Source organism: Paenibacillus sp. JCM 9796, from assembly GCF_055379675.1.
In genome coordinates, this window is record NZ_AP043723.1 from 2452584 (window position 1) to 2472412 (window position 19829).

Consider the following 19829-nt stretch of genomic DNA (forward strand, 5'->3'; position numbering starts at 1 on the left):
GCTTTCGTCCAAAGCTGTATGCAAATAAAGAAAAAACCCGCTGCCGGTATACCCGACAGCGGGAAAATCTGTTTCCTAGGCTTCCGTGCCTACGCTTTGATTTCGTTGAACGACAAGTTCGCCATCCTTCTCATCAATCGTTAATGTATCGCCTTTCGAGATGTTTCCGCGAAGCAGCTCTTCGGACAAGCGGTCCTCGATATGCTTCTGAATGGCCCGGCGCAGCGGTCTGGCTCCAAAGCTTGGATCGAAGCCCTCTTTAGCCAAGAACGCCTTCGCGGAGTCCGTCAGCACGAAGTCGACGTCCTGCTCCTTAAGACGTTTACGCAGCTCGTCGGCCATCAAGGTTACGATTTGCGCGATATGCGTTTCGTCGAGCGAATGGAAGACGATGATTTCGTCGATCCGGTTCAAGAATTCCGGACGGAAGCTTTTCTTCAGCTCGCCCATCACTTTGTCTTTCATGTTATTGTAGTCTCTGCCCGCATCGTGCGCCGCGGTAAAGCCCAGCGTCGAATTTTTCTTAATGACGTCCGCGCCGACGTTGGAGGTCATAATAATCAACGTATTGCGGAAGTCGACCGTACGGCCTTTGGAATCGGTCAGACGGCCGTCCTCGAGCACTTGAAGCAGGATGTTGAACACTTCCGGGTGCGCCTTCTCGATCTCGTCGAGCAGGACAACCGAGTACGGCTTGCGGCGGACCTTCTCGGTCAACTGGCCGCCTTCCTCATAACCGACATATCCCGGAGGCGCGCCGACCAGACGGGATGTCGAGTGCTTCTCCATGTACTCGGACATGTCGATCCGGATTACCGCGTTCTCGTCGCCGAAGAGGGACTCGGCCAGCGCACGCGCCAGCTCTGTTTTCCCAACCCCGGTCGGGCCAAGGAAGATGAACGAGCCCATCGGGCGTTTCGGGTCTTTCAGACCGGCTCTCGCACGGCGGATCGCACGGCTGACGGCTTTCACCGCTTCGTCTTGACCGATAACGCGGTCATGCAGAATCGATTCCATTTTGAGCAGGCGTTCCGTTTCCTCTTCGGCCAATTTGACTACCGGGATGCCGGTCCAGCTGGCGACCACCTGTGCAATATCCTCCGGCGTTACCTCGGAATCGGTGCGGCCTTGCTTCTCTTTCCACTCGTTCTTCGTGGAATCGAGCTCTTCGCGCAGCTTTTGCTCGGTATCGCGGAGGGATGCCGCCTTCTCGAACTCTTGGCTTTGCACCGCAGCATCCTTCTCTTTGCGGATATCCTCGAGCCTATTTTCCATATTTTTCAAATCCGGCGGTACCGTGTATGAGCGAAGTCTTACTTTGGAGCTCGCTTCGTCAATCAAGTCGATTGCTTTGTCCGGTAAGAACCGGTCCGTAATGTAACGATCGGACAGTTTGACCGCTTGCTCAATGGCTTCGTCCGTAATTTTCACGCGGTGATGCGCTTCATAGCGATCGCGCAAACCGTGCAGGATTTGGATCGCTTCTTCCGGCGAAGGCTGATCGACCGTAATCGGCTGGAAGCGTCTTTCAAGCGCCGCGTCCTTCTCGATATATTTGCGATACTCGTCAAGCGTCGTCGCGCCGATGCATTGCAGCTCGCCGCGAGCCAGCGCCGGCTTCAGGATGTTGGAAGCGTCGATCGCGCCTTCTGCACCTCCTGCGCCGATGAGCGTATGCAGCTCGTCGATGAACAGAATGATGTTCCCGGCTTGACGAATTTCGTCCATGATTTTTTTAAGGCGATCTTCAAATTCACCGCGGTATTTCGTTCCGGCCACCACCGAACCCATGTCAAGGGTCATGACGCGTTTGTCTCGCAGTGTCTCCGGAATTTCATTAGCCACTATTTTTTGCGCGAGGCCTTCGGCAATCGCCGTTTTACCCACCCCGGGCTCCCCGATCAAGACCGGGTTGTTCTTGGTCCGGCGGCTCAGCACTTGGATGACGCGCTCAATCTCTTTGCTCCGGCCGATAACCGGATCCAGATTGCCTTCCTTCGCGTAAGCCGTCAAATCGCGCGCCAGGCCATCCAGCGTCGGCGTATTCACGTTAACGGGATTGCCGTGGCTCGGCGATACGACCTCGCTGCTGCCCAGCAGCTGCAGCACTTGCTGACGCGCCTTGTTAAGGCTGACGCCGAGGTTGTTAAGCACGCGCGCCGCCACGCCCTCGCCTTCGCGAATCAGGCCGAGCAGAATGTGTTCGGTGCCGACATACGTATGGCCGAGTTTGCGGGCTTCGTCCATCGACAGCTCAATTACCTTTTTCGCACGAGGCGTGTAGGCGATATTGGTAGGTTGTTCTTGACCGCGGCCGATGAGCGATTCGACTTCGTCTTGAATTTTCTCCAGGCCGAGGCCGAGCGCGATCAAAGCTTTAGCCGCGATCCCTTCGCCTTCGCGAATCAGTCCGAGTAAAATATGCTCGGTTCCGATATTGTTATGACCCAATCGGACTGCTTCCTCTTGAGCCAAAGAGAGCACTTTCTGCGCACGTTCCGTAAATCTGCCAAACATCATGAGTAACACCTCCAAGATTGGTATACATTTTATTTATGCTGCGTTATCCACAAGACGAGGCTTATCCTGATGTCAGCGAGCTTCATCCGATTCGGACATTTTATCCCGGATCAGCTGCGCTCTTCTAATGTCTCTTTCTTCAGGCGATAGCTTTTCTCCTGCTGTTTGCTGCAAAAAACCTGGTTGCGTCATCACCAGCAGTTCATTCAGAGCCTGAGGAGACACTTTCTTGATAAAGCCCATATCAATGCCTAGCCGCACATCTGAAAGCCGCTGGGCCGCTTCCTTGGAATCCATAATAGCCGCATACGATAAAATTCCGAAAGAACGGCTTACCCGGTCGAGCAGCTTCGCTCTGCTTTCTTGCGCCAGCTTTTGGCGTGCCGCCCGTTCATGCTCAATGATTTGCCGGACGACACTGTGCAGGTTATCGATAATTTCTTCTTCCGATTGACCCAGCGTAATTTGATTCGAAATTTGGAATAAATTGCCCAGTGCCTCGCTGCCTTCCCCGTACAGTCCTCTCACCGCCAGCCCCACCTGTGTGATGGCCGACAAAATCCGGTTAATTTGCTGCGTTAGCACAAGCGCCGGCAAATGAATCATGACCGAGGCTCGAATGCCGGTTCCCACGTTAGTCGGACAGCTTGTCATGTAGCCCCGTTTCTCATCAAACGCGTACTCCAGATGGCTTTCGAACAAATCGTCGATCTGATTCGCCAAGTCCCACGCTTCCTTAATCTGAAAACCGGGGCACAAGCATTGTATTCGAAGATGGTCCTCTTCATTCACCATGATGCTGATCGATTCATTGTCGGACAAAATGACCGCGCCGTTCCGCGACTCGTTAGCGAGCGCCGGACTGATCAAGTGTTTCTCCACGAGCACCCTTCGCTTCAACTCATCCAATTCGGACAACGGGAGCAGCGTAAACCGGCTGATCGTATCGAGTTCTTCGTTCCCAAGCACTTCGGATACTTTATCGAGCACTTCCTTGGATTGTTGGTTCGTCGCCAGCATAGGGAACGGGTACGCTCTCACGTTGCGGGCGATACGGATTCGGCTGCTGATGACGATATCCGAGTCCGGGCCATCTCCCTTCATCCAATCGCTTAACGCATTTTCCGTAAAGCGGTGCACTTCCGCCATTAGGAATCCTCCTCTCTATCGTCCATCGTTTAAGCTTCTGATATTTTTCGTTCCAATTCCCGAATTTGATCTCGAATCTTTGCCGCTTGCTCAAATTCTTCTTTCTCAATGCGCACAAGCAGTTCTTTCTTCAGCGAGTCGATTTCGCGTTTATATTGAATTAACCCGCCTGATCGTTTCGGAACCTTGCCCGTGTGCACAATATTGCCGTGAACCCGCTTGAACAACGGATCCAGTTTCTCTGTAAAATGCTTGTAACACTCGCTGCAGCCGAATCTTCCGACTTTGCTGAACTGACTGTACGTCAAGCCGCAGTGTTCGCAGCGTGTAGGTTGAATTTTAGAAGCAGACGCATTGTGCGAAGACGGCTCGAAATCAAGAAGCCCGCTCAGCAGGTTGTGGATTGAAAATCCGTTCGGAGTGCCCGGAATGAGCTCCCCCTTCTCTCTGGCGCATGTTTCGCAAATGTGAAATTCGGTTTTTTCGCCATTCAGTATTTTCGTAAAGTGAAGCGTCGCTTGTTTCTTTCCGCATTCCTGACAGATCAAGACGGCCCCTCCTTCAGTTCATGAATTGAAGGTTAATTATTTGCCCAGCAGCGATATCAGCATCGCTTTCAACAGCTTGGCGCGAATTTCGTCCCGCAGCGGCAGCTTTAAGGCCAACACTTCACGGGCCATCGCCGCTTTCATCAAGCATGCTTCCCGCCGGGTAATGTACTTGCCTTCCTCGAGTTGATACAAGAGCCCTTCAGATGCGGTCTGGTCGATGTGCGTGCCTATATTCTGGAAAATAAAGTCGAGCACCGTACCCTGCGAATGCAGCCCGATTTTCTGAATGCGTATGTACCCTCCGCCGCCGCGCTTGCTTTCGACAACGTAACCTTTCTCCAAGGTAAAGCGGGTACTGATCACATAATTGATTTGCGATGGAACGCAATTGAATTGATCGGCCAGTTCATTGCGCTGGATCTCGACCACGCCGTCGGGGCTCTGCTGCAAAATTTGCTTCAGATACTGTTCAATGACTTCTGAAACATTGCGCATCCATTTGACCTCCACGACTAAAGTTGAAGAAAACGTCAAAGGTTTAGTCTTGTTTCTGACTTTGACTTTCTTTGACTTTAAAAACATTATAGCAGATTTACACAAGAATGCAACTATTCCCTAACGCCTTAAACCTCATGCGCTGATGCATATTCTGACCTCATTTCGGACCTCATCGATCTACAGTTATTATGTTTAAATTCAGTGGGATTATGTTTTCATTATTTACATGGCTCTCCACGATATACATCAAGGACTCAAATCGGCTATCCACATCTATTTCCGTCATCTGATTACCTGGGTGGTTCAACCTTCGATCCCCCCTCAGCAATACCCAGACTATGGGAAATCAACCACTACACCCCCTCGGCACCTTTAGCGGATAACACATATCCGTTCCAGACGGTGGCACAATACAGTGTATGAACGGCGTGGCAGCTTTGTCTACGTTGCTAATCTGACCGTAAGGAGTGAACCTATTTTGAAACGGATCTGCTACTTCGTCCTCACTGTGGCACTGGCCCTGGTTAGCCAGTTCTCGATCTCAGCCATTCCAGCCTATGCTGACGGACCCTATCATTTCGGATTTAAAAAAAGCGTAAACGGCCAGTTACCCTCCATCGATGAAGAAGGCTTTAAATCATTGCTGCAAAAATATGAAGCGATCTTCACCGGAGATACTTCCCAAAAAGAATTATATTTAACTTTTGATAACGGCTATGAGAATGGGTATACGTCCCGAATTCTGGACGTGCTGAAACAAAAGCAAGTGCCCGCCATTTTCTTTGTCACAGGCCACTACGTCACAAGTCAACCCGAGCTGCTGAAGCGGATGGTGCAAGAAGGTCATCTGATCGGTAATCATTCTTGGCATCATCCCGACATGAGTCAAATTTCTGCGGACCGCATTCGTGAGGAATTAACGAAGGTCAAGACAGAGGTTACCGCCGTAACAGGGCAACAGGAAATGCGATATTTACGTACCCCACGGGGTATATTTAACGAACGGACGTTGGATGTAAGCAAACAGCTCGGCTATATCAACGTATTCTGGTCGATCGCCTACAAGGATTGGGACACGAAGGATCAGAGAGGGGCGAAATACGCCTATGATAAAGTGACTTCGCAGCTTCATCCTGGAGCGGTTATCTTGCTTCATTCGATTTCCAAAGATAACACGGATGCGTTGGCCAGCATTATCGATGAAGCGCGTCGGCAAGGTTATGTGTTCAAAAGTTTGGGGGAAATGAGTGTTCGAACGCCTTAAGCAAGACAAGGAGCCAGCGAGAACGGGGCTGTATTACGCTCATGCTGGCTCTTTGTCTTTTTATTCATAGCTGAATCATGATGCGTGATCTCCGCTATTTGCGGTAAAATAAATAAAAGCCCGGTTGGATAAACTCCAAACGGACTTTTATGGATGCTTGGCGACGTTCTACTCTCCCAGGACCCTGCGGTCCAAGTACCATCGACGCTGGAAGGCTTAACGTTCGTGTTCGGGATGGGTACGCGTGGTTCCCTTCCGCCATCATCACCAAACGGATGTTGATGCTTCTGCCGCGAAACATCAGATCTTGCCATTCAAGGCGGCTTGCACCTTGAAAACTGGATACGAAACTCAGCATGCTGAATGCTTTGACTTCACTAAAGTGAAAGTCTTTTTTGGATAAGCCCTCGACCGATTAGTATTCGTCAGCTCCACACGTTGCCGCGCTTCCACCCCGAACCTATCAACCTCGTCGTCTACAAGGGGTCTTACATACTGGGAAATCTCATCTTGAGGGGGGCTTCACGCTTAGATGCTTTCAGCGCTTATCCCGTCCGTACTTGGCTATCCAGCCGTGCTCCTGGCGGAACAACTGGTACACCAGCGGTACGTCCATCCCGGTCCTCTCGTACTAAGGACAGCTCCTCTCAAATTTCCTGCGCCCACGACAGATAGGGACCGAACTGTCTCACGACGTTCTGAACCCAGCTCGCGTACCGCTTTAATGGGCGAACAGCCCAACCCTTGGGACCTACTTCAGCCCCAGGATGCGATGAGCCGACATCGAGGTGCCAAACCTCCCCGTCGATGTGGACTCTTGGGGGAGATAAGCCTGTTATCCCCAGGGTAGCTTTTATCCGTTGAGCGATGGCCCTTCCATGCGGTACCACCGGATCACTAAGCCCGACTTTCGTCCCTGCTCGACCTGTTTGTCTCGCAGTCAAGCTCCCTTATGCCTTTGCACTCTTCGAATGATTTCCAACCATTCTGAGGGAACCTTGGGGCGCCTCCGTTACTCTTTAGGAGGCGACCGCCCCAGTCAAACTGCCCACCTGACACTGTCCCCGTACCGGTTCACGGTACCAGGTTAGAACTCCGATACGATCAGGGTGGTATCCCAACGGCGCCTCCACCCACGCTGGCGCGCAGGCTTCCCAGGCTCCCACCTATCCTGTACAGATCGTACCAAAGTCCAATATCAAGCTGCAGTAAAGCTCCATGGGGTCTTTCCGTCTTGTCGCGGGTAACCTGCATCTTCACAGGTATTAAAATTTCACCGGATCTCTCGTCGAGACAGCGCCCAAGTCGTTACGCCATTCGTGCGGGTCAGAATTTACCTGACAAGGAATTTCGCTACCTTAGGACCGTTATAGTTACGGCCGCCGTTTACTGGGGCTTCGGTTCACAGCTTCGGGTTGCCCCTAACCGCTCCCCTTAACCTTCCAGCACCGGGCAGGCGTCAGCCCGTATACTTCGCCTTGCGGCTTCGCACAGACCTGTGTTTTTGCTAAACAGTCGCTTGGGCCTTTTCACTGCGGCCCCCTCGGGCTATTCACCCTACCGAGGCACCCCTTCTCCCGAAGTTACGGGGTCATTTTGCCGAGTTCCTTAACGAGAGTTCTTCCGAGCGCCTTAGCATGCTCTGCTCGCCTACCTGTGTCGGTTTGCGGTACGGGCACCTTCTCCCTGGCTAGAGGCTTTTCTTGGCAGCCTGAACTCATGACCTTCGGTACTTAAATTTCCCTCCCCATCACAGCCCAGCCTTACGGTGTGCGGATTTGCCTGCACACCAGCCTCACTGCTTGGACTGAGCAATCCATAGCCCAGCGTCACTATCCTTCTGCGTCACCCCATTGCTCATAACGGTTCACGGTGGTACAGGAATTTCAACCTGTTGTCCTTCGACTACGCCTTTCGGCCTCGCCTTAGGTCCCGACTTACCCTGAGCGGACGAACCTTCCTCAGGAACCCTTAGGCTTACGGCGGATCAGATTCTCACTGATCTTTTCGTTACTCATACCGGCATTCTCACTTGTATGCAGTCCACCAGTCCTCTCGATCCAGCTTCTACCCGCATACAACGCTCCCCTACCCCAGCGCAATTGCTTGCGCTCGTCATAGCTTCGGTGGTGTGTTTAGCCCCGTTACATTTTCGGCGCAGAGTCACTCGACCAGTGAGCTATTACGCACTCTTTCAATGGTGGCTGCTTCTAAGCCAACATCCTGGTTGTCTGTGCAACTCCACATCCTTTCCCACTTAACACACACTTGGGGACCTTAGCTGATGATCTGGGCTGTTTCCCTCTTGACAATGGATCTTAGCACTCACTGTCTGACTCCCGGGATAACGTCTGTGGCATTCAGAGTTTGACTGGACTTGGTAACCCTTGGCGGGCCCCGCACCCAATCAGTGCTTTACCTCCACGACGCATCTCCCGAGGCTAGCCCTAAAGCTATTTCGGGGAGAACCAGCTATCTCCGAGTTCGATTGGAATTTCTCCGCTACCCCCACCTCATCCCCGAATTTTTCAACATTCGTGGGTTCGGGCCTCCAGTGCGTGTTACCGCACCTTCACCCTGGACAGGGGTAGATCACACGGTTTCGGGTCTACGCCTACAAACTATTTCGCCCTATTCAGACTCGCTTTCGCTGCGGCTACGGCTTCTCACCTTAACCTTGCTTGCAAACGTAACTCGCCGGTTCATTCTACAAAAGGCACGCCATCACCCATGAACGGGCTCTGACTTCTTGTAAGCACACGGTTTCAGGTTCTTTTTCACTCCGCTCCCGCGGTTCTTTTCACCTTTCCCTCACGGTACTGCTTCACTATCGGTCACCAGGGAGTATTTAGCCTTGGCAGATGGTCCTGCCGGATTCAGACGGGGTTTCACGTGTCCCGCCCTACTCAGGATACGCCTAGGGTGTTCGCAGACTTTTGGTTACGGGGCTTTTACCCACTATGGCCGGCCTTTCCAGACCTGTTCGCCTAACCTGCTGCACCCATGACGGCGTCCTACAACCCCAAGGAGCAAGCTCCTTGGTTTGGGCTAATCCGCTTTCGCTCGCCGCTACTGACGGAATCACTTTTGTTTTCTTTTCCTGAGGGTACTTAGATGTTTCAGTTCCCCTCGTATGCCTCCTATGCAGCTATGTATTCACTGCATGGTACGTGAGTATTACCTCACGCGGGTTCCCCCATTCGGACATCCCCGGATCAATGCCTGCTTACGGCTCCCCGAGGCGTTATCGTTGTTCGCCACGTCCTTCTTCGGCTCCTGGTGCCTAGGCATCCTCCGTGTGCTCTTTATAGCTTATCCAGCTATCACATGTACGACCGAAGTCGTACCGGATTTTGATTCAGCATTGTTGCTTTGTTTCGTTTATCCAGTTTTCAAGGAACAAACTTTACTGAAAGGCTATTGCGCCTTTCAAAACTGAACATCGAAGTGAGTGCTTCTGTTACAGCAGTGGTGCTGCTGCAGATTTGTCCGCCACCCTGCAGGTGACATGGACTCCATAGAAAGGAGGTGATCCAGCCGCACCTTCCGATACGGCTACCTTGTTACGACTTCACCCCAATCATCTACCCCACCTTCGGCGGCTGGCTCCTTGCGGTTACCCCACCGACTTCGGGTGTTGTAAACTCTCGTGGTGTGACGGGCGGTGTGTACAAGACCCGGGAACGTATTCACCGCGGCATGCTGATCCGCGATTACTAGCAATTCCGACTTCATGCAGGCGAGTTGCAGCCTGCAATCCGAACTGAGACCGGCTTCTAAGGATTCGCTCCATCTCGCGACTTCGCTTCCCGTTGTACCGGCCATTGTAGTACGTGTGTAGCCCAGGTCATAAGGGGCATGATGATTTGACGTCATCCCCACCTTCCTCCGGTTTGTCACCGGCAGTCAACTTAGAGTGCCCAACTTAAGTGCTGGCAACTAAGTTCAAGGGTTGCGCTCGTTGCGGGACTTAACCCAACATCTCACGACACGAGCTGACGACAACCATGCACCACCTGTCTCCTCTGCCCCGAAGGGAAGGTACATCTCTGTACCGGTCAGAGGGATGTCAAGACCTGGTAAGGTTCTTCGCGTTGCTTCGAATTAAACCACATACTCCACTGCTTGTGCGGGTCCCCGTCAATTCCTTTGAGTTTCACTCTTGCGAGCGTACTCCCCAGGCGGAGTGCTTATTGTGTTTACTTCGGCACCAAGGGTATCGAAACCCCTAACACCTAGCACTCATCGTTTACGGCGTGGACTACCAGGGTATCTAATCCTGTTTGCTCCCCACGCTTTCGCGCCTCAGCGTCAGTTACAGTCCAGAAAGCCGCCTTCGCCACTGGTGTTCCTCCACATCTCTACGCATTTCACCGCTACACGTGGAATTCCGCTTTCCTCTCCTGCACTCAAGTCTCCCAGTTTTCAGTGCGAACCGGGGTTGAGCCCCGGGCTTAAACACCAAACTTAAAAGACCGCCTGCGCGCGCTTTACGCCCAATAATTCCGGACAACGCTTGCCCCCTACGTATTACCGCGGCTGCTGGCACGTAGTTAGCCGGGGCTTTCTTCTCAAGTACCGTCACCCTCAGAGCAGTTACTCTCCGAGGCGTTCTTCCTTGGCAACAGAGCTTTACGATCCGAAAACCTTCATCACTCACGCGGCGTTGCTCCGTCAGGCTTGCGCCCATTGCGGAAGATTCCCTACTGCTGCCTCCCGTAGGAGTCTGGGCCGTGTCTCAGTCCCAGTGTGGCCGATCACCCTCTCAGGTCGGCTACGCATCGTCGCCTTGGTGGGCCGTTACCCCACCAACTAGCTAATGCGCCGCAGGCCCATCCGTAAGCCACAGGTTGCCCCGTGTTTCATGATTCCCCCATGCGGAGAAACCAGCTATCCGGTCTTAGCTACCGTTTCCGGTAGTTATCCCGATCTTACAGGCAGGTTGCCTACGTGTTACTCACCCGTCCGCCGCTAACCATCCCCGAAGGAATGGTCCGCTCGACTTGCATGTATTAGGCACGCCGCCAGCGTTCGTCCTGAGCCAGGATCAAACTCTCCATTAATGTAGAAAGCTGACTTGCTCATTGTTGAAGCTAGCTGAGATATCGCTATCTCTTATTTAAAGCACTCACTCGATGTTCAGTTTTCAAAGGGCAATTTTCAGTCATTTTCGACTTCATTTTACATTTCCGTCAAAAGTGACTTTTATATAATATCACATCTGCCTACTGAATTGCAATAGTTATTTTTCAACTTTTAACTTGCAGTCCGTTAGTTCAGAAGCGACAAGGAGTAATATATCAAATCTGCAGCCGGAATGCAAGTGTTTTTTCGACAAAATAATTAAAAATGCTGAATCTGCGCAAAAAAAGCGCGCGGCCTGTGTCTAAGCCGCGCGCTTTTCTATATAAGGCTACTCCCCTTGCCGCTCGCGCATCAGCGGGAACAGCAAGACGTCCCGGATCGAAGGCGCATCAGTCAGCAGCATGACCAAGCGGTCGATCCCGATACCTAGTCCGCCAGTAGGCGGCATACCGTACTCCAGCGCGCGGATGAAATCTTCATCCATCTCATGCGCCTCGTCGTTCCCCTGCTCCTTCTCAACAAGCTGCGCTTCAAAACGCTCCCGTTGATCGATCGGATCGTTCAGTTCGGTAAACGCATTGGCATGCTCGCGCGCCACAATGAACAGCTCGAAGCGATCCGTGAACCGCGGGTCCTTGCTGCTTTTTTTCGCGAGCGGCGAAATCGCTACCGGATGTCCGGTAATAAACGTAGGCTGAATCAGGGTTTCTTCCACGAACGTTTCGAAGAACTGGTTCACAATATGACCGAACGTCATCATCGGCTCCACCGGAACCTTATGCTCTTTCGCCAAACGATGGGCTTCTTCGTCGCTCATCTCCACGCTAAAATCGACGCCTACCACTTCTTTAATCGCGTCGACCATCGTCACGCGGCGCCAAGGCGGAGCGAGATTAATCTCTTGACCTTGGTACGAGATCGTCGTCGAGCCGAGAACTTCCTGCGCGATATGCGCAATCATTTCTTCCGTCAACTTCATGATATCTTGGTAATCAGCATAGGCTTCGTACAGCTCGATCATTGTAAATTCCGGATTGTGACGCGTCGAAATACCCTCGTTCCGGTATACACGTCCGATTTCGTACACTTTCTCCATGCCGCCGACGATCAAACGTTTCAGATGGAGCTCAATAGCAATCCGCATGTAGAGCTGCATGTCCAATGCGTTATGATGCGTAATGAACGGCCGAGCCGCAGCCCCGCCTGCGATCGCGTGCAAAGTTGGAGTCTCGACCTCCAAATAGCCCCGGGAGTCCAAATAGCGCCGCATGGATTGAATGATTCTGGAACGGGTAATAAACGTTTGTTGAACGTCCTGATTCATGATCAAGTCCACATAGCGCTGACGGTAGCGCAGTTCGACATCCTTCAAGCCATGGTATTTCTCGGGCAACGGCAGCAGCGATTTCGACAATACTTCGACGGACTTCGCCTTAATCGAGAGTTCGCCCGTTTTTGTCTTGAATACGGTGCCGCGTACGCCGATTAAATCGCCGATATCGAGGAGATCGTAGGCTTTGTATGGCGTTTCGCCAACCGTATCCGCGCGGACATAGATTTGAATTTTACCCGTGATATCTTGAAGATGGGCAAAGCCGGCCTTGCCCATTTCGCGCTTCTGCATAATGCGTCCGGCAATGCTCACTTCGACGCCGAGCGCCTCCAGCTCTTCTTTGCTCTGGGACTCATAGGCTTTCACAATATCCGCCGCATGATGGGTGCGATCGAACTTTTGTCCGAACGGGTCGACTCCGAGCCCGCGCAGCTCGTCCAATTTGTTGCGTCTAATTTGAAGCAGTTCATTTAATTCCAATTCCACTGTCATCATCTTCGCTCCTTGCTTGTTGAATAACCGGAAGCCGGGAGCCGACGCGACAACAGCGGGGCACCCGGACTATAGGCAAAAAAGCTTCCCGTGGAAGCTTCTTGTCGTTACTTCAAATTTCACTTCTTAATATCGACGATTTCATACTGAATGACGCCTGCAGGAACGTTAACGTCCACGACGGCACCTTTACGTTTGCCTAGAATAGACTTGCCAACCGGGCTTTCGTTGGAGATTTTATTCTGAAAGGGATCGGATTCCGCCGTTCCTACGATCGAATACTCGACAATATCTCCAAATTCGAGGTCTTTCAAGATCACTCGGGAGCCGACGTTAACCGTATCGGTGTCGACTTCGTCGTTATTGATGATGCGCGCGTTGCGAAGCATCTTCTCTAACGTGATAATACGACCCTCAACGAACGCTTGCTCGTTCTTGGCATCTTCATACTCGGAGTTTTCGCTGATGTCTCCGTATCCGATAGCCACTTTAATCCGTTCTGCCACTTCGCGACGCTTGACGGATTTCAGATGTTCTAGCTCTTCTTCGAGCTTTTTTAAACCTTCCTGCGTGAGAATGACTTCTTTTTCACTCATTGCAACCTGTCTCCCGTCATGTGAAAGATTTTCATAAAGGAACCGCTAAATCGAATATGAGTTCACTGATTACTACTATATGAACGCGCAGGAACATCATGACTCCTGCCGACCTTGATGACTATTGACTGATTATATTTCAAGCCTATCTAAATGTCAATGTAAGCCATTTCGCGTCCATAACTCTCCATTTAGGGCCTTATTGCACCGTTGCAGCCCGGTCTTCCAGCGATTGTACGAAGTCGTTCAGCAGCTCTACCATGGCATCCCGCTTCGTCTGCTCCATAATCGCATCTTTGATCCGAGCGCCTCCATGCAAACCTTTCAAATACCAGGCCAGGTGCTTGCGCATCTCTTTCACGGCAACCGACTCGCCTTTCAACGCCGTCAATCGGTCCAAATGCAAAATTGCGATGCGGATTTTCTCTTGCGGGCTTGGTTCCGGCGGAAGCTCCCCGTTCGTCAAGTATTGAATCGTCCGATACAGCATCCAGGGGTTCCCGAGCGCCGCCCGGCCGATCATCACCCCGTCCACGCCGGTATGGTCGAGCATACGCTTCGCGTCTTCCGGCGTAAACACGTCCCCGTTGCCAATCACCGGAATCGAAACGGACGATTTAACTTCTTTAATGATATCCCAATTGGCTTGACCAGTATACATTTGCACCCGGGTGCGTCCGTGGACCGCAACCGCGGCGCCTCCGCCGTTCTCAACGGCCTTCGCGTTCTGCACTGCGTACACGTGCTCGTCGTCCCAGCCGATCCGCATCTTCACGGTAACCGGCTTGCTTACGGCCTTGGATACCGTAGACACCATCTGTTCGATTTTGCCGGGATCGAGAAGCCAACGGGCTCCGGCGTCGCATTTGGTGATTTTCGGCACGGGACAGCCCATGTTGATGTCGATGATGTCTGCGTTCGTATGCTCATCCACATACTTCGCCGCTTCCACCAACGTCTCCGTGTCGCCGCCGAAAATTTGCAGACTGAGCGGTTTCTCCCGCTCATCGACGAAGAGCATCTCCATCGTACGATGGTTACCGTGTAAAATCGCCTTATCGCTGACCATCTCTGCACAGACAAGGCCACAGCCGAATTCCTTCGCAATCAAGCGGAAGGCGGGATTGCAGACGCCGGCCATAGGAGCCAGCACGACCTTATTGGGCGCAGTAACATTACCGATTTGCAGCACTAGAGTTCACTCCTTCCTGATGAAAGCACTAGGCTCGATCGCTTCTTAAGGACGTCATGGCCGGAGCCAGCTCCTCGGGGTCGATGCCGAGCGTTTCGGATATTTTCAGAATGATCTTGGGATCCGCCTTGCGGGTTCCCCGTTCGATCGAACCGAGCACGGCAATGGATACGTCGAGCCGTTCGGCAAGTTCGTTTTGCGTGAAGCCTTTCAATTTACGAAAAGCGCGGATGCGCTGGGCTAGCATGTTTTTTTCCATAATAAAACGCCTTCCTTTCCTTCCACCAGCTCGAGCCGTTCGCGAAACGACTCGGCTCGAAGCGGTTCCCGTTGCGTCATCACATCGACAAGGGGCACCAGTACAAATGCCCGCTCCATCATCCGGGGGTGAGGTAAAATCAAATCCGGCCGATTCTGTACCCGGTCTCCAAAAAGCAGTAAATCCAAATCGATCGTCCGCGGCCCCCAGCGAATCTCCCGCTTGCGGCCAAGCTCGTGCTCCACCCGCAGCATCTCATGGAACAAAGCTTCCGGGCTTAACGTTGTGCTGACAGCGACGACCATGTTCAAGAAAGCCTCCTGCTCTACATATCCGACAGGTTCGGTTTCGTACAAACCGGAACATCCGGCGGCGACGATCTGCGGATGTTCCGTAAGCAGGCGAACTGCCTCCAGCAAGTAATGTTCCCGATCCCCGATGTTGGAGCCGAGACCGAGATAGGCGAGTTCCTGCGGCTCGCGCGTGTGCGCGTCCGTTTCGTTCATGCGTTATGCCCGCTTTCTGTGAATCTCCGCCGTAACGCCGTCAAAAAGAATAGCTACCGGCGGGTGGGGTTTCGTCACCCGAACTGTAATTGCATGTATACCAGTATAAGTTCGAAGCACCTCGGATGCAATATGTTCCGCAAGCGCTTCAATCAGTTTGAACGTTTTCTGTTCGACAATGGCTTTAACGAGCTCATGAACTTCGGCATAATTGACCGTGTCCTCAAGAGCGTCTGAATGACCGGGCTTGTCTAACGGCATGTACAGCTCCGCATCGACATAGTACCGCGCACCCAGCTTGTTCTCTTCCGCGTACACGCCGTGATAGCCATAAAAGGCCATCCCTTTCATGATGATTTTATCCAAAAGGAACGCGCCTCCTCCCCGTTTATGTTTCAACCTTGTGCCGTACGATAGCGTCCGTCATGTCGGCAACGCGGCGCATCGCCTGCACGTCGTGCACGCGTACGATTCCGCAGCCTTGCGCGATGCCCAGCGCAACCGTTGCCGCGGTCCCTTCGACGACGTCGTCCGCAGGGAGGTTCAGCGTCAACCGAATCATGCTTTTGCGGGAGGTGCCGAGCAGAACGGGGTAACCGAGAGCCCGAATGCGATGCAGCTCATTCATCAGCTGGAGATTCTGTTCGTACGATTTGGCGAAGCCGATGCCCGGGTCAAGGATGATCTGCTCATCCCGAATGCCCGCAGCCTGGGCCCGGCGGATCGTTTCCTGTAAATCAGCCAGCACGTCATGCATAAAATTAGCATACACCGCTTCCTTGCGATTATGCATCAGCACAATCGGGCAGTCAAACTCTACCGCCACCTTGGCCATCTCCGCGTCCCTCTGCAAGCCCCATATATCGTTCAGCATCGACGCACCGGCCAGCATCGCCTTCCTTGCGGTCTCGGCCTTGTAGGTATCGATGGAGATGGGCGCCCCAATGCCCGCTTCGCGGATGGCACGAATGACCGGCAGCACCCGGCGCTGCTCCTCCTCGGCGCTTACCGGCGCAAAGCCCGGACGTGTAGACTCGCCGCCAATATCAAGGATATCGGCGCCTTCGGCAATCATCTGCCTGGCGCGGGCAACCGCCGCTTCCGGTTCGATATACGCACCGCCGTCGGAGAAAGAATCCGGCGTCACGTTCAGAATGCCCATGACTAGCGTGCGGGCTCCGTAATCAAGCCGGACGGCGCCGGAAGCAATGGTTTTCGTTTTATTCATTTACCCACTCTCTCCCTTCTGAAACAACCCTATTTATGCTGTTCCGATAATGGCGCTGCAGCCGTTCGGTAACCGGCCCGACGCGGCCGCTGCCAAGTTTGAGACAATCGCCTGTTTCTTCGTACAGCTTCGTCACCGGAACAATCTCCTGGATCGAATTCGTCATGAACGCTTCGTCCGCTTCCGCCAGCTGCTCCCAGCCGAATCGGCCTTCTACGACATCGAACCCCAGCTCATGCGCAGAGGTAAGGATAAAGCGGCGCGTTATCCCCGGGAGCAAGCCCGTATCGACCGAAGGCGTATACAGCCGGCTTCCCCGGGCAAAGAAAAGATTGCTCACTAAGCCCTCGCACAGGTGGCCTTGTCCATCGAGGAACAGTCCCTCGGCTCCCGCTGCCCACGGGTAACGGCGCATTTCTTTCTTCGCCAGCAGGTTATTCATGTAATGCAGAGATTTCAAGCGAACGGCGCCCTCCGGCGTATTTCGCCGCAAGACAAGACGCTGCAGCGCTTTGCCCTCCCGGTGCAGCGCCGGATCAACGGGCGGCAGCGGCTTTACGTATATAACCTCGTTCGGCTTCTCATAAGCGCCGGCCGGCAGACCTAGCGCTTCAGGCCCAGCCGTTACCGTCAAACGAAAATAGGCATCGTGCAGTCCGTTGCTGCGGAGCAGCGCGTCGATACGCCGCTCAAGCGCAGCCCTGTCCGGCTTGTAGCGGATGTCGAGCTCGTCGCAGCCTTCCTGAAGCCGCTCCAAGTGCCAATCCAGCAAAAATGGCCGGCCTTCGTAGGTACGAAACGTCTCGAATAAACCCATGCCGTAAAGAAAGCCGTGGTCGTATACCGAGACCACGGCTTGACTTTCTTCGATCAGGCTACCGTTCCAGTCCATGATCATGCCCGGTTCACAACCGTCTCCTGCAGGAAATTCCGCAAAATTTGGTGCCCATAATCCGTAATGATGGATTCCGGATGGAACTGCACACCCTCAATCGGGTATTCCTTATGCCGCAGCCCCATAATTTCGCCTTCGGCCGTCTCCGCGCTGATCTCCAGGCAATCCGGCAGCGTTTCTTTCTTGACGATCAATGAATGATACCGGGTCGCGGTAAAAGGCGAAGGAAGGCCTTTAAATAACGTGCGGCCGTCATGAATAATCTGGGATGTCTTGCCGTGCATCAACCGCTCGGCGCGAATGACGTCCCCTCCGAAAATTTGTCCGATCGACTGGTGACCGAGACATACGCCCAAGATCGGAATTTTCCCCTTAAAGTGATCGATCAGCGACAAGCTGATCCCCGCTTCGTTCGGCGTGCAAGGACCCGGGGAAATAAGGATATGATCCGGCTTCAGCGCTTCGATGCCCGCAAGATCGATCTCGTCGTTACGGCGAACGACGATGTCCTGTCCGAGCTCGCCGAGGTACTGTACCAAGTTATACGTAAACGAATCGTAGTTGTCGATTACTAAAATCATCGCTCTTTACCTCCTGCGGCACATTGGCTCCGCTCACTGTATTGGATGGCCTTCCACATCGCTTTGGCTTTGTTCATAGCTTCCGTATATTCCCGTTCCGGCTGCGAGTCGATTACGATTCCTGCGCCGGCCTGTACGTAACCTATGCCGCCGGCTGCGACCAACGTGCGGATAATTATATTAAATTCCATATCGCCGTTATAGTCAATCCAACCCATGGAACCCGTATACGGTCCGCGCCGCACCGGCTCGAGCTCCTCGATGATTTCCATCGTGCGAATCTTCGGCGCGCCCGTTATCGTTCCTCCGGGAAATGCAGCGCCGATGACGTCAAAAGCATCTTTTCCGGGAGCAAGCCGCCCCTCCACCTCCGAGACGATGTGCATCACATGAGAGTAATATTCAATGACCATGAAGTCGCTGACTCGAACGGTTCCATATGCGGAGATGCGGCCGAGGTCGTTGCGCTCTAGATCGACGAGCATAATGTGCTCGGCCCGCTCCTTCTCATTATCGATCAGCTCGCCCGCCAGGCGGCGGTCTTCATCCGCATTCGCCCCCCGCGGGCGCGTGCCCGCGATCGGCCGCGTGCGGACGACGCCCCGCTCCAGCTGTACAAGCAGCTCGGGCGAACCCGAAACGAGCTGAAAGTCGGCGAAACGCAGCAGCCCCATGTAGGGAGACGGGTTAACCGCCCGCAGCCACTCGTAAATATCGTCCGGCGACGACCTGAGCAGTTGATGTTGACGCAAGGACAAGTTGACCTGGAAGACATCGCCCGCTCCGATATAATCGCGAATGCGGTCGACCGCCGCCATGAACGCTTCCCGCGAGAAGTCGGGCGTTACGCCCTGCATGGCCTCAAGGTCGATTTCCAGCCGGTCCTCCTCTATGCTGCGGCGCTTCCTGTCCAACTCAAGCGCGATTTCGGGTTGATGCCGACTTGCGTCGATACGGTCCCATTGCGCTTTCATCGCATCCACCGCTCGCGAAGCTTCGTCATAGCGCGCCTTCAGCCACGATTCGTCTTCCTGCCGTTCCCGTGGACAGTGGACATTATAAGCGCAATAGAGCTTGCTTTCCTGTTGATCGATAATCCACAGCTCGTCCATCCGCACGAATGCATAATCCGGGACCGGCAAATCGGCCGCCGCCCGATCGGGCAGCCGCTCGATTGTACGCACCACGTCATAGCCCCAGAAGCCGACGCACCCGCCAATCCATTTCGGCGCCCCATCGACTGCAGGCCCACGGAACGGAGCCATCCAACGTTTGACCAGCGCAAGCGGGTTGCCATGCAGGCGAAGCGGCTCCTTCCCTCGCTCGAGCACTGTCGCTTCCAGGCCGGTTCCCCGAATTTCGGATACGGGCTTCAGTCCGAGGAACGTATAACGTCCGCCCTTTCCGCTTTCCAGCACGAAGGATCCAGGCTCAGCCGCCTGCCACGCCGGGGCCCAGGAGATGACCGTTGGTTCCTGTATGGGGTAGCTTCGCACGTAAGGCAGCACCGAATAATCTTTCGCCCAAGCCTTCCAAGCCTCATAAGATGTCAGAATCATCCGCCATTCCGCCTTTACCGTTCGTTCCGATTGTGATATTGGGATTAGTATACTTGAAAACCGCTGTGAAAAAAAGAGGGCCTTCGCACCCATCAACAGGAAGAGCCCGCTCGTGAGGAGC

At 53.5% G+C, this 19829-nt stretch carries 15 protein-coding genes and 3 rRNA genes; 1 reads left to right on the forward strand and 17 read right to left on the reverse strand.

Annotated elements, in window-relative coordinates; genetic code table 11:
- Positions 1-75: 75 nt before the first annotated feature.
- From clpC to ACZ439_RS11820, 4 genes are all read right to left on the reverse strand, one after another.
- Positions 76-2520, reverse strand: coding sequence for an ATP-dependent protease ATP-binding subunit ClpC (gene clpC / locus ACZ439_RS11805; RefSeq protein ID WP_127608801.1), 2445 nt, complete (start codon positions 2518-2520; stop codon positions 76-78).
- A 72-nt stretch (positions 2521-2592) separates the two neighbouring features.
- A complete protein-coding gene (locus tag ACZ439_RS11810; protein ID WP_054797072.1) occupies positions 2593-3669 on the reverse strand; it encodes a protein arginine kinase in 1077 nt (358 codons plus the stop codon).
- A 29-nt stretch (positions 3670-3698) separates the two neighbouring features.
- Positions 3699-4217, reverse strand: coding sequence for a UvrB/UvrC motif-containing protein (locus ACZ439_RS11815; protein ID WP_127608800.1), 519 nt, complete (start codon positions 4215-4217; stop codon positions 3699-3701).
- A 36-nt stretch (positions 4218-4253) separates the two neighbouring features.
- Complete coding sequence (locus ACZ439_RS11820; RefSeq protein WP_054797071.1) at positions 4254-4715, reverse strand: CtsR family transcriptional regulator; 462 nt, start codon at positions 4713-4715, stop codon at positions 4254-4256.
- A 511-nt stretch (positions 4716-5226) separates the two neighbouring features.
- Here ACZ439_RS11820 and pdaA point away from each other — a divergent pair.
- The gene (pdaA, locus tag ACZ439_RS11825) at positions 5227-5982 is read left to right on the forward strand and encodes a delta-lactam-biosynthetic de-N-acetylase (RefSeq protein ID WP_236595711.1); all 756 of its coding nucleotides are present in this window, start codon (positions 5227-5229) and stop codon (positions 5980-5982) included.
- A gap of 155 nt (positions 5983-6137) precedes the next feature.
- On the opposite strand, the gene rrf is transcribed toward pdaA, so the two are convergent.
- From rrf to ACZ439_RS11890, 13 genes are all read right to left on the reverse strand, one after another.
- Positions 6138-6254: ribosomal RNA gene (gene rrf, locus ACZ439_RS11830) — 5S ribosomal RNA — on the reverse strand.
- A 123-nt stretch (positions 6255-6377) separates the two neighbouring features.
- Positions 6378-9300, reverse strand: a 23S ribosomal RNA gene (locus tag ACZ439_RS11835).
- 203 nt (positions 9301-9503) lie between these two features.
- Positions 9504-11045 (reverse strand): 16S ribosomal RNA (locus ACZ439_RS11840).
- Together the 16S, 23S and 5S rRNA genes form the textbook arrangement of a ribosomal RNA operon.
- 350 nt (positions 11046-11395) lie before the next feature.
- The gene (gene lysS, locus ACZ439_RS11845) at positions 11396-12892 is read right to left on the reverse strand and encodes a lysine--tRNA ligase (RefSeq protein ID WP_141336476.1); all 1497 of its coding nucleotides are present in this window, start codon (positions 12890-12892) and stop codon (positions 11396-11398) included.
- A 119-nt stretch (positions 12893-13011) separates the two neighbouring features.
- Complete coding sequence (gene greA, locus ACZ439_RS11850; RefSeq protein WP_127610092.1) at positions 13012-13488, reverse strand: transcription elongation factor GreA; 477 nt, start codon at positions 13486-13488, stop codon at positions 13012-13014.
- A gap of 199 nt (positions 13489-13687) precedes the next feature.
- The gene (gene dusB / locus ACZ439_RS11855) at positions 13688-14680 is read right to left on the reverse strand and encodes a tRNA dihydrouridine synthase DusB (RefSeq protein ID WP_054800164.1); all 993 of its coding nucleotides are present in this window, start codon (positions 14678-14680) and stop codon (positions 13688-13690) included.
- Positions 14681-14708: 28 nt separating this feature from the next.
- Positions 14709-14939, reverse strand: a complete 231-nt coding sequence (locus tag ACZ439_RS11860; protein ID WP_127610090.1) for a helix-turn-helix domain-containing protein — start codon at positions 14937-14939, stop codon at positions 14709-14711.
- Entirely contained in the window at positions 14921-15445 is a 525-nt protein-coding gene (gene folK / locus ACZ439_RS11865) for a 2-amino-4-hydroxy-6-hydroxymethyldihydropteridine diphosphokinase (RefSeq protein WP_141336467.1), read from the reverse strand. Before folK ends, ACZ439_RS11860 begins: the two co-directional genes overlap by 19 nt.
- Before the next feature lie 3 nt (positions 15446-15448).
- Positions 15449-15811, reverse strand: a complete 363-nt coding sequence (folB, locus tag ACZ439_RS11870; protein ID WP_054797903.1) for a dihydroneopterin aldolase — start codon at positions 15809-15811, stop codon at positions 15449-15451.
- Positions 15812-15833: 22 nt separating this feature from the next.
- Positions 15834-16673 carry a dihydropteroate synthase gene (gene folP / locus ACZ439_RS11875; RefSeq protein ID WP_054800163.1) on the reverse strand — a complete coding sequence of 280 codons (840 nt, stop codon included), beginning with the start codon at positions 16671-16673 and terminating at the stop codon, positions 15834-15836.
- Positions 16666-17571, reverse strand: a complete 906-nt coding sequence (pabC, locus tag ACZ439_RS11880) for an aminodeoxychorismate lyase (protein WP_054800162.1) — start codon at positions 17569-17571, stop codon at positions 16666-16668. The genes folP and pabC overlap by 8 nt, the downstream gene beginning before the upstream one ends.
- Positions 17568-18149, reverse strand: a complete 582-nt coding sequence (gene pabA / locus ACZ439_RS11885) for an aminodeoxychorismate/anthranilate synthase component II (RefSeq protein ID WP_054797902.1) — start codon at positions 18147-18149, stop codon at positions 17568-17570. The genes pabC and pabA overlap by 4 nt, the downstream gene beginning before the upstream one ends.
- The gene (locus ACZ439_RS11890; protein ID WP_054797901.1) at positions 18146-19708 is read right to left on the reverse strand and encodes an anthranilate synthase component I family protein; all 1563 of its coding nucleotides are present in this window, start codon (positions 19706-19708) and stop codon (positions 18146-18148) included. Before ACZ439_RS11890 ends, pabA begins: the two co-directional genes overlap by 4 nt.
- Between the last annotated feature and the right edge of the window lie 121 nt (positions 19709-19829).

Coding starts and splice junctions, on each gene's coding strand:
- clpC (WP_127608801.1), bottom strand. CDS start 2,520: ATGATGTTTGGCAGATTTACGGAACGTGCGCAGAAAGTGCTCTCTTTG.
- ACZ439_RS11810 (WP_054797072.1), bottom strand. CDS start 3,669: ATGGCGGAAGTGCACCGCTTTACGGAAAATGCGTTAAGCGATTGGATG.
- ACZ439_RS11820 (WP_054797071.1), bottom strand. CDS start 4,715: ATGCGCAATGTTTCAGAAGTCATTGAACAGTATCTGAAGCAAATTTTG.
- lysS (WP_141336476.1), bottom strand. CDS start 12,892: ATGACAGTGGAATTGGAATTAAATGAACTGCTTCAAATTAGACGCAAC.
- greA (WP_127610092.1), bottom strand. CDS start 13,488: ATGAGTGAAAAAGAAGTCATTCTCACGCAGGAAGGTTTAAAAAAGCTC.
- ACZ439_RS11860 (WP_127610090.1), bottom strand. CDS start 14,939: ATGGAAAAAAACATGCTAGCCCAGCGCATCCGCGCTTTTCGTAAATTG.
- folK (WP_141336467.1), bottom strand. CDS start 15,445: ATGAACGAAACGGACGCGCACACGCGCGAGCCGCAGGAACTCGCCTAT.
- folP (WP_054800163.1), bottom strand. CDS start 16,673: ATGAATAAAACGAAAACCATTGCTTCCGGCGCCGTCCGGCTTGATTAC.
- pabC (WP_054800162.1), bottom strand. CDS start 17,571: ATGATCATGGACTGGAACGGTAGCCTGATCGAAGAAAGTCAAGCCGTG.
- pabA (WP_054797902.1), bottom strand. CDS start 18,149: ATGATTTTAGTAATCGACAACTACGATTCGTTTACGTATAACTTGGTA.
- ACZ439_RS11890 (WP_054797901.1), bottom strand. CDS start 19,708: ATGATTCTGACATCTTATGAGGCTTGGAAGGCTTGGGCGAAAGATTAT.